The sequence below is a fragment of the Ochrobactrum sp. A-1 genome (genome assembly GCF_022488005.1).
Classification (GTDB): Bacteria; Pseudomonadota; Alphaproteobacteria; order Rhizobiales; family Rhizobiaceae; genus Brucella.
The window spans coordinates 1,093,466-1,102,500 of record NZ_JAKVQC010000007.1 but is presented as its reverse complement, the minus strand read 5'-3'; the positions used below and the strand labels follow the sequence as shown (position 1 = coordinate 1,102,500).

Below are 9,035 nucleotides of genomic sequence, written 5' to 3'. Positions count from 1 at the left end.
GAAGGTTAAGAGGAGATGTGCAAGCATTGAATTGAAGCCCCAGTAAACGGCGGCCGTAACTATAACGGTCCTAAGGTAGCGAAATTCCTTGTCGGGTAAGTTCCGACCTGCACGAATGGCGTAACGACTTCCCCGCTGTCTCCAACGCAGACTCAGTGAAATTGAATTCCCCGTGAAGATGCGGGGTTCCTGCGGTTAGACGGAAAGACCCCGTGCACCTTTACTATAGCTTTACACTGGCATTCGTGACGACATGTGTAGGATAGGTGGTAGACTTTGAAGCAGGGGCGCCAGCCTTTGTGGAGTCAACCTTGAAATACCACCCTTGTTTTTATGGATGTCTAACTGCGGCCCGTTATCCGGGTCCAGGACCGTGTATGGTGGGTAGTTTGACTGGGGCGGTCGCCTCCTAAAGAGTAACGGAGGCGCGCGATGGTAGGCTCAGAACGGTCGGAAATCGTTCGTCGAGTGCAATGGCATAAGCCTGCCTGACTGCAAGACTGACAAGTCGAGCAGAGACGAAAGTCGGTCATAGTGATCCGGTGGTCCCGCGTGGAAGGGCCATCGCTCAACGGATAAAAGGTACGCCGGGGATAACAGGCTGATGACCCCCAAGAGTCCATATCGACGGGGTTGTTTGGCACCTCGATGTCGACTCATCGCATCCTGGGGCTGGAGCAGGTCCCAAGGGTATGGCTGTTCGCCATTTAAAGCGGTACGTGAGTTGGGTTCAGAACGTCGTGAGACAGTTCGGTCCCTATCTGCCGTGGGTGTAGGAATATTGATAGGATCTGTCCCTAGTACGAGAGGACCGGGATGGACGTATCTCTGGTGGACCTGTTGTCGTGCCAACGGCATAGCAGGGTAGCTATATACGGACGGGATAACCGCTGAAGGCATCTAAGCGGGAAACCCACCTAAAAACGAGTATTCCCTATCAGAGCCGTGGAAGACTACCACGTTGATAGGCCGGGTGTGGAAGTGCGGCAACGCATGTAGCTTACCGGTACTAATAGCTCGATCGACTTGATCACTCCCATTTACAATATCCATCAAGCAAAGCTTGATGGATATCAGCTTTAACTTCTGTCCTCACGCTGTCGCGGCTAAAGCCGCTTCGCTCCGGACAGGGCGCCGGAAAACCGGCGGCACGCAGTCGCGTGCTTATTGTTTGTCAGCGCTCTATAAGAGCGTTGATGCTATCAGCACGAAAGACGGAAAGAGCAGAGGAAACAGTGAGCTAACATACTCCCTTACTGCCCTATTCCCCTACTCCCCTAACCAGCTTCTCATATTTGTGTTCTTCGCCGACCTGGTGGTTATGGCGGAGCGGCTGCACCCGATCCCATTCCGAACTCGGCCGTGAAACGCTCCAGCGCCAATGGTACTTTGTCTTAAGACACGGGAGAGTAGGTCGCTGCCAGGTCTGCCAAGCACACAAATCAAAACATCTTCTCAGCAAAACATGCAAAACAGTTCGCATCAGCGTCAGGCGCCAAAAAAATACCCAAACCAGTTCATAATAAACACCCTGGCGCGGGGTGGAGCAGCCTCTTCCGACCGCAGCCGGCACAGCCAGCGAGGACGGAAAACAAAACAAGACCGGGCGTAAGCACGGCACTCAAAAGTTTATCGCGGGGTGGAGCAGCCCGGTAGCTCGTCAGGCTCATAACCTGAAGGCCGCAGGTTCAAATCCTGCCCCCGCAACCAAATCAACAAAACCCCGTAGCCATGCTGCGGGGTTTTGGCGTTTAGAGCATAATCCGACCGGAGTGAAACGAGGATCGATAAGATTATGCTTGAAATATAATAACTTAGAGCGCCGATCTGATCCAATCAGATCGAAACGCGTGTTGGTTTCCACGCGGAACTGAGCCGGTTAGGCAGATAATTTCCATTGAGAACTGAGCCATGTGAACCTTCCCCCAACGCTGCGAGCGACGGGGGCAACGGAGTGATCCACATGGGACTTTAAAACATCATCCGTCGGATGGCGCTGCGCGAGAAGCAGTCGATCCGGGAGATCAGCCGGCGTACGGGGCTGTCGCGCAACACAATTGCGAAGTACTTGAGCGCGGGCACGATCGAACCGACGTTCACGGTGCCGGAACGACCGAGCAAGCTTGATCCTTTTGCCGACAAGCTGGCGGGCTGGCTAAAGACCGAGGCCGGGAGGTCACGCAAGCAGCGCCGAACGGTGAAACAGCTTCATGCCGATCTGGTATCTGTGGGCTTTACCGGTTCCTATGGCCGGGTTGCGGCCTTCGCCCGTGATTGGCGGGCGGATCGACAACGTGAGCAGCAGACGACGGGCCGAGGCATATTCGTTCCGCTGTCTTTCCGCCCAGGCGAAGCATTCCAATTCGATTGGAGTGAGGACTATGCCGTCATCGGCGGCGAGCGCGTTAAGCTGCAGGTTGCGCATATCAAACTGTCGCACAGCCGGGCGTTTCTCTTGCGGGCGTATCTGCTCCAGACACACGAGATGTTGTTCGATGCCCATTGGCACGGCTTCCGGGTCTTCGGTGGTGTGCCTGCGCGAGGGATCTACGACAATATGCGCACCGCAGTCGATCGCGTTGGTCGCGGCAAGGAGCGGCAGGTCAATATCCGCTTTCTCGCTATGACGAACCACTACGTGTTTGCGCCTGAGTTCTGCAATCCCGCTGCGGGTTGGGAAAAGGGTCAGGTCGAGAAGAACGTCCGGGATTCTCGTCCCCGCCTATGGCAACAGATGCCCGACTTCCCGGATTTGGCAACGTTGAACCTCTGGCTGGAACAGCATTGCCAAGACCTGTGGCAGGAGACACCGCACGGGAGCCTGCCCGGTTCGATTGCGGATGTCTGGGCTGATGAGCGAGCAGCATTGATGGAATTGCCTACCATGTTTGACGGATTCGTCGAGCAAGGCAAACGAGTCTCACCAACGTGCCTGGTCACCTTCGAGCGTAATCGTTACAGCGTGCCTGCATCGTTTGCGAACCGGCCCGTCAGCCTGCGGATCTATCCCGATCGACTGGTCGTTGCAGCCGAGGGCAACGTTCTTTGCGAACATGCGCGGGTCATCGAGCGCAGTCACGACAAGCCACCGAGGACGATTTACGACTGGCGGCACTACCTTGCCGTCATCCAGCGCAAGCCCGGTGCTCTGCGCAATGGCGCACCCTTCGTGGAATTGCCGCTGCCCTTTCGACAACTGCAGGACCAGATGCTTCGCCGCCCCGGCGGCGATCGGGAAATGGCGGACATCCTCGCTCTTGTCCTTCATCACGACGAACAGGTTGTCGTCAGGGCCGTGGAACTGGCTCTGGATCAAGGCGTAGCAACCAAGACGCATGTGCTGAACCTGTTGCATATGCTGATCGACGGCAAGACGACCGACGGTCCCGACGTCGATACGCCACAAGCACTGACCTTGGTGCGTGAACCCAAGGCCAATGTAGAACGCTACGATGGCTTGCGCGTCCGGATTGTGGGAGGTCGCCATGCGTCATGATCCTGCCAGCGCCGCCGTCGTCATCATGCTGCGTAGCCTGAAGATGTATGGCATGGCGCAAGCCGTCACAGACTTGATCGAGCAAGGTGCTCCAGCTTTTGATGCAGCCGTACCGATCCTGTCCCAGTTGCTGAAAGCCGAAATGGCTGAGCGCGAGGTCCGCTCGATTGCCTATCATATGAAGGCTGCGCGCTTCCCGGCCTACAAGGATATCTCTGGATACGACTTTGCCGCCAGCGAAATCAACGAAGCGACGGTGCGCCAGTTGCACAGATGCGAGTTCATTGACGGAGCGCAGAATATCGTGCTCGTCGGCGGACCGGGCACAGGCAAAACCCACGTGGCGACGGCCCTTGGCATCCAGGCTATCGAACATCACCGTCGAAAAGTCCGCTTCTTCTCAACCATCGAATTGGTCAACGCACTTGAGCAGGAGAAGGCCAAAGGCAAGGCAGGCCAGATCGCTGAGACCTTGGTCCGCCTCGATCTGCTGATCCTTGATGAGCTCGGATACCTTCCATTCAGCGCTTCAGGCGGAGCGCTGCTCTTCCACCTGTTGAGCAAGCTCTATGAGCGGACCAGCGTGGTGATAACCACCAACCTCAGCTTTAGCGAATGGGCAACAGTCTTCGGCGACGCCAAGATGACGACGGCATTGCTCGATCGTTTGACCCATCGCTGCCATATCCTGGAAACAGGTAATGACAGCTTCCGCTTCAAGGCCAGTTCTGCAGCCGCAGCAAACAAGAGAGGAGAAAAAGCCAATCCCTTGACCAAAACCCAATCATAAAACCATAGTCAGAGGTGGCTCACTTCTCGGTGGAAAAACCGGCTCAGTTCCGCGTGGAAACCAACATCGAGGGCAATCAAAGTTCGACAAAGTTATCGGCCAGGTTTCCTCGCTGTGCGGTCGCCCGGACGGAGCGGCCTGGCTCAATCGCCTACGGCGCGCAGCCCTGTTGGACGAGGAAGGAACAGCACTTGATGGCGCATTGCTGACAGTAGCCAGCCTCAGTGAGAACAACAATTCCTAGAGTTCATGGAGAAGAAAAGGTGGCGGCCTCTCAACAGGGCCCGCTACTTTTTGCATAGAGCGGAAGGACAGCCATGTCGCATTTTTACGGGGTCATACCCTATCTTGTCAGTCCTTTGAAAGCAGACGGCAATATCAATGAGAAAGTGCTCGGCGACCTTTGCAACGACCTGATCGGCAAAGGCGTAACCGGACTCACACCTCTCGGCAGTAGTGGGGAATATGCCTATCTCTCCGACGAGAAGAAGCGTCGTATCGTGGAGGTTGTCGTTGAGGCGAGCAACGGGCGCGTTTCGGTTGTCCCCGGTGTTGCAAGTGTCTCCACCGAAGGAGCCATTGAGCAGGCAAGATTGTACAAAAAGATTGGCGCGGATGGTATCGTCGGCGTGCTGGAATCTTATTTTCCGCTAAGCGAGCAAGAGGTCAGAAATTATTTTCTCGACATTGCCAACAGCGTCGATCTTCCTATCGTCGTTTATACCAACCCGAATTTTCAGCGTACGGATCTTTCTATCGACACGATCAGTACAATCGCAGACCACCGGAATATCGTTGGCCTGAAGGATGCGTCTACAAACACGGGTCGCCTGCTGTCGATCATCAATCGCTGCGAGGGCAAGCTGGATGTGTTTGCCGCATCGTCACATATTGCTGTCAGCGTCCTTCTGATGGGCGGAAAGGGCTGGTTTGCTGGTCCGGCCTGCGTGCTGCCCGAGCAGAGCATCGAACTTTACAATGCCTGCAAGCGCGGAGAATGGGAACATGCCGCCAAGATCCAGAAACGGTTGTGGGGCTTCAACGAGGTTTTCGCACGCTATCGCTTGGCAAGTTGTCTCAAGGCGGCGTTGCAAATCCAAGGCTATGAGGTGGGCGATCCGATCCGGCCGCAGACACCGCTGGATGCAAACGCAGTGAAGATTGTAAAGGATGCATTGCAAGCTGCGTCGGCGCTCTAACGCCCGGTAGCCCTTTTTGCCGGGATATGTCCCGGAAGCCGGTCTCATTTTTGTGGTGCACTCGGCAAAAAGGCCCGCCTAAGCGGGCCTTTTATTGGTGTCTATTATGCCCCGTAAGGCACCCAGATGTTCTTCACCTGGATTGCTCGGCGCAGGTAGTCCAGGCCTTGCCCGTCCGCCTTGTTGAGCCAATTGGGCAAGCGGCCATTGCTGACCCAAGTGGCTTTGAGATTGCCTGCTGACGCCTTTTCGACCATGGCACTGCCCTCGCGTGAACCAAAATACCAGAGTGCGGCAACATCATCGTGCTCGGCAAGCGTCTTCGTCAGAAGATCCCGTTCACCGGTGACGATATTGACCACGCCGCCCGGTACATCGGATGTGTCGAGTATCTGATAGAAATCACCGGCGATCAGCGGATGACGGCTCGACGGTACAATGACCGTTCGGTTACCCATGGCGATTGCCGGCAAGACCAGAGAGACAAGCGAAAGAAGCGGCGCTTCGTCGGGGCAGACGATGCCCATCGCGCCCCAAGGTTCGTTCATCGCCAGTGTCACATGACGCGACTTGGTGGAATGAACCGCTCCGTCGAACTTGTCGGCCTGCGCGGCATAATAGAAAATCCGGCGCAGTGCGGCTTCAAATTCCTCTTCCGCTTTCTTTTGGCTGATGCCGGTGCTTTCGATCAACCGTGCCACGAAATCCGCGCGGCGCGCATCAAGGTTTTCGCCAAGATAATAGAGCACCTGAGCCCGGTTATGCGCCGTGGCTGTGCCCCAGCTTCCGGCCTTGGTCGCCGCTTCCACCGCATTGCGGATGTCCTTGCGGTTGCCGATACCAGCCTGGCCGATGACCGCACCGCCCTTGCCAGTGACCGAATAGCTGTAACCGCCGTCCGGGCGGGCCTGCTTGCCGCCAATATAGTTCTTCATCGTGCGGTCGATACCGTCGTTGGTGATCTTGTCATCGCCGGAGGGCGAAGCCGATGGCACGAAGGCGTCCGCAACTTTGGCCGAGGGGAGCGCTTTCTCCCAATCGGAAACAAGATATTCGTACATGCCTTCGCGTGCGCCTTCGCGACCGAATCCGCTTTCGCGGTAGCCGCCGAAACCTGCGCCTGCATCCAGCATATTGGTGCAGTTGATCCAGACGACACCGGCCTTCACCCGCGCGGCAAGGTCAAGCGCGATATTGATGTTTTCCGACCAGATTGAGGCTGCAAGGCCATAACGCGTGTTGTTAGCAAGGGCTACGGCTTCATCCGGCGTGCGGAAGCTTGTGGCGGCTGCAATCGGGCCGAAGATTTCAACCTGACAGACGGTCGAGGCCTGATCCACATCGGTGAAGAAGCCGGGTGCGATATAGTTGCCCTTTGCAGGCAGCGGGTTCGGCGTCTGCCACAGCTCGCCGCCCTCCTCAATGCCCTTCCGGATCAGATCGGAAATGCGCTTCACCTGACCGGGCGAAACGATGGCGCCGACATCGGTGGATTTGTCGAGCGGATCGCCAACACGCAGTGTCTCAAGGCGCTTTCTGAGCTTGGCATAGAAGCGGTCGGCAATGCCTTCCTGCACGAGCAGGCGTGAGCCTGCGCAACAGACTTCGCCCTGATTGAACCAGATGGCATCGACCACGCCTTCAACGGCGGCATCGAGATCGGCATCTTCGAAGACGATGAAGGGCGATTTTCCGCCCAGTTCCAGCGACAGTTTCTTGCCCGAACCGGCAATCTGCTCGCGAATGACGCGACCAACCTGCGTAGAGCCGGTGAAGGCTACCTTGTCCACGCCGTTATGGCCGCAGATTTGCGCGCCCGTGGTGCCATCGCCCTGCACGATATTGACGACACCGGCGGGCAGGCCGACCTCATGACAGATTTCAGCAAAGGCAATGGCTGAAAGCGGTGTCAGATCGGCAGGCTTCAAAACGACCGTGTTACCGGCAGCCAAAGCAGGCGCGATTTTCCAGGCAAGCATGAGAAGCGGGAAATTCCACGGAATGACCTGACCGCAGACGCCAACCGGCGAAAAGCCCTTGAATTCGTCTTCCACCATCTCGGCCCAACCTGCGTGATGATAGAAATGGCGGGCGGCGAGCGGAATGTCGATATCGCGGGTTTCGCGGATCGGTTTGCCGTTGTCCATGGTTTCCAGCACGGCCAGAAAGCGCTCGCGCTTCTGAATGTGGCGCGCGATGGCATAGAGATACTTGGCCCGCTCATAGCCCGAAAGTTTGGACCATTTGCCGAAAGCGGTACGGGCGGCTTTCACCGCCTGATCAACATCTTCCGCATTGCCGCAGATGATTTCAGCGAGCTTGTCATTATTGGCCGGATTGGCAACCGCAATCGTCTTGCGGCCTTCCGGTTTGACAAAAATACCGTTGATATAGTGGCCGAAAGAGCGACCATGCTGTTCCAGCCACAGGTTCACATCGCCGTTTGCTTCGGGGGAAGGTCCATATTCCATGGTCTTCAGGATGTCCTTGATGGGTCGCATATTTATATTCCTTACGAGCATTTCCAGCAAAAGTGCGAAGCGGTTTTGCGTAGGAGAATGCGAAATTCCAAGTTTAAGCAGCGGCGTGACGGTTGGCGGCAGAGTAGCGTCCGGTCACGAAGTGCTCCAATTGCCGTTCGATATCGCCGAGAAGCGAGCTTGCGCCGATGCGGAAAAGATCGGGCTCCAGCCAGCGATTACCGAGCTCTTCTTTCATGAGGCTGAGCCAGGTGAGCGCATCCTTGGCCGTCTTGAGGCCGCCCGCCGGCTTAAAGCCGACGCTTTGACCGGACAGCTCGCCATAATCGCGCAGTGCCCGCACCATGGTCAGGCTCACCGGCAGGGTCGCGTTGACGTCTTCCTTGCCCGTCGAGGTCTTGATGAAATCGGAGCCTGCCTGCATCGCTACCATCGAGGCGCGATAAACATTGCTCAGCGTGTTGAGATCGCCGGTGGCGAGGATCGCCTTCATATGTGCATCCCCGCAGACTTCGCGCATAGCGGCAATCTCGTCGTAGAGAGCCGACCAGTTCTGCGTCAGTACATGCTCGCGGGTAATCACGATGTCGATTTCATGCGCGCCCTGTTCAACGGCGTAGGTGATTTCCGCAAGGCGAAGTGGCAGCGGTGTCAGACCGGCCGGAAAACCGGTTGCAACGGAGGCAACCGGAATGCCGGAGCCTTGAAGTGCCTTCACCGCATGGGGCACCATGGTGGGATAAACGCAGACAGCGCCGGTGGTGATGCCCGCATCTGCAAGGCCGAGCGCTTCCAGAATATCCTCGCGCACCGGACGACGTGCCTTTGCACAGAGCCTGCGCACACGGCCCGCCGTGTCGTCGCCTGCAAGTGTCGTCAGGTCGATGCACTGGATGGCACGGATGAGCCACGCCGCCTGATATTCCTTTTTCACCGAACGGCGGGCGCTGATTGTGGCGGCGCGGCGCTCGGAAGCACTGCGATTGACGGACACGTCCTCAAACCATTCCGGCTTGAGCGGTGTCCCGGTATTACGGGGGAGGGCTTCGGTCATTTCATTGTCCGTTCAT

At 56.9% G+C, this 9,035-nt stretch carries 5 protein-coding genes, 1 tRNA gene and 2 rRNA genes (1 of these 8 cut by a window edge); 6 read left to right on the top strand and 2 right to left on the bottom strand.

Going from position 1 to position 9,035, the window contains the following annotated elements; translation table 11 throughout:
- From MKS82_RS23335 to MKS82_RS23310, 6 genes are all read left to right on the top strand, one after another.
- Window positions 1-1,034: ribosomal RNA gene (locus tag MKS82_RS23335) — 23S ribosomal RNA — on the top strand (it extends 1,853 nt beyond the left edge of the window).
- A 277-nt stretch (window positions 1,035-1,311) separates the two neighbouring features.
- Window positions 1,312-1,426 (top strand): 5S ribosomal RNA (gene rrf / locus MKS82_RS23330).
- Window positions 1,427-1,633: 207 nt separating this feature from the next.
- Window positions 1,634-1,710 (top strand) — tRNA-Met (locus MKS82_RS23325).
- A 280-nt stretch (window positions 1,711-1,990) separates the two neighbouring features.
- Window positions 1,991-3,496, top strand: coding sequence for an IS21 family transposase (gene istA / locus MKS82_RS23320; protein WP_240579360.1), 1,506 nt, complete (start codon window positions 1,991-1,993; stop codon window positions 3,494-3,496).
- A complete protein-coding gene (istB, locus tag MKS82_RS23315; protein WP_025590956.1) occupies window positions 3,486-4,286 on the top strand; it encodes an IS21-like element helper ATPase IstB in 801 nt (266 codons plus the stop codon). Before istA ends, istB begins: the two co-directional genes overlap by 11 nt.
- Window positions 4,287-4,603: 317 nt before the next feature.
- Window positions 4,604-5,485, top strand: a complete 882-nt coding sequence (locus MKS82_RS23310; RefSeq protein ID WP_109988123.1) for a dihydrodipicolinate synthase family protein — start codon at window positions 4,604-4,606, stop codon at window positions 5,483-5,485.
- Window positions 5,486-5,589: 104 nt separating this feature from the next.
- On the opposite strand, the gene MKS82_RS23305 is transcribed toward MKS82_RS23310, so the two are convergent.
- Both MKS82_RS23305 and deoC read right to left on the bottom strand, forming a co-directional pair.
- The gene (locus MKS82_RS23305; protein WP_181394293.1) at window positions 5,590-7,986 is read right to left on the bottom strand and encodes an aldehyde dehydrogenase family protein; all 2,397 of its coding nucleotides are present in this window, start codon (window positions 7,984-7,986) and stop codon (window positions 5,590-5,592) included.
- Window positions 7,987-8,059: 73 nt separating this feature from the next.
- Window positions 8,060-9,019 carry a deoxyribose-phosphate aldolase gene (gene deoC / locus MKS82_RS23300; RefSeq protein WP_109988122.1) on the bottom strand — a complete coding sequence of 320 codons (960 nt, stop codon included), beginning with the start codon at window positions 9,017-9,019 and terminating at the stop codon, window positions 8,060-8,062.
- Between the last annotated feature and the right edge of the window lie 16 nt (window positions 9,020-9,035).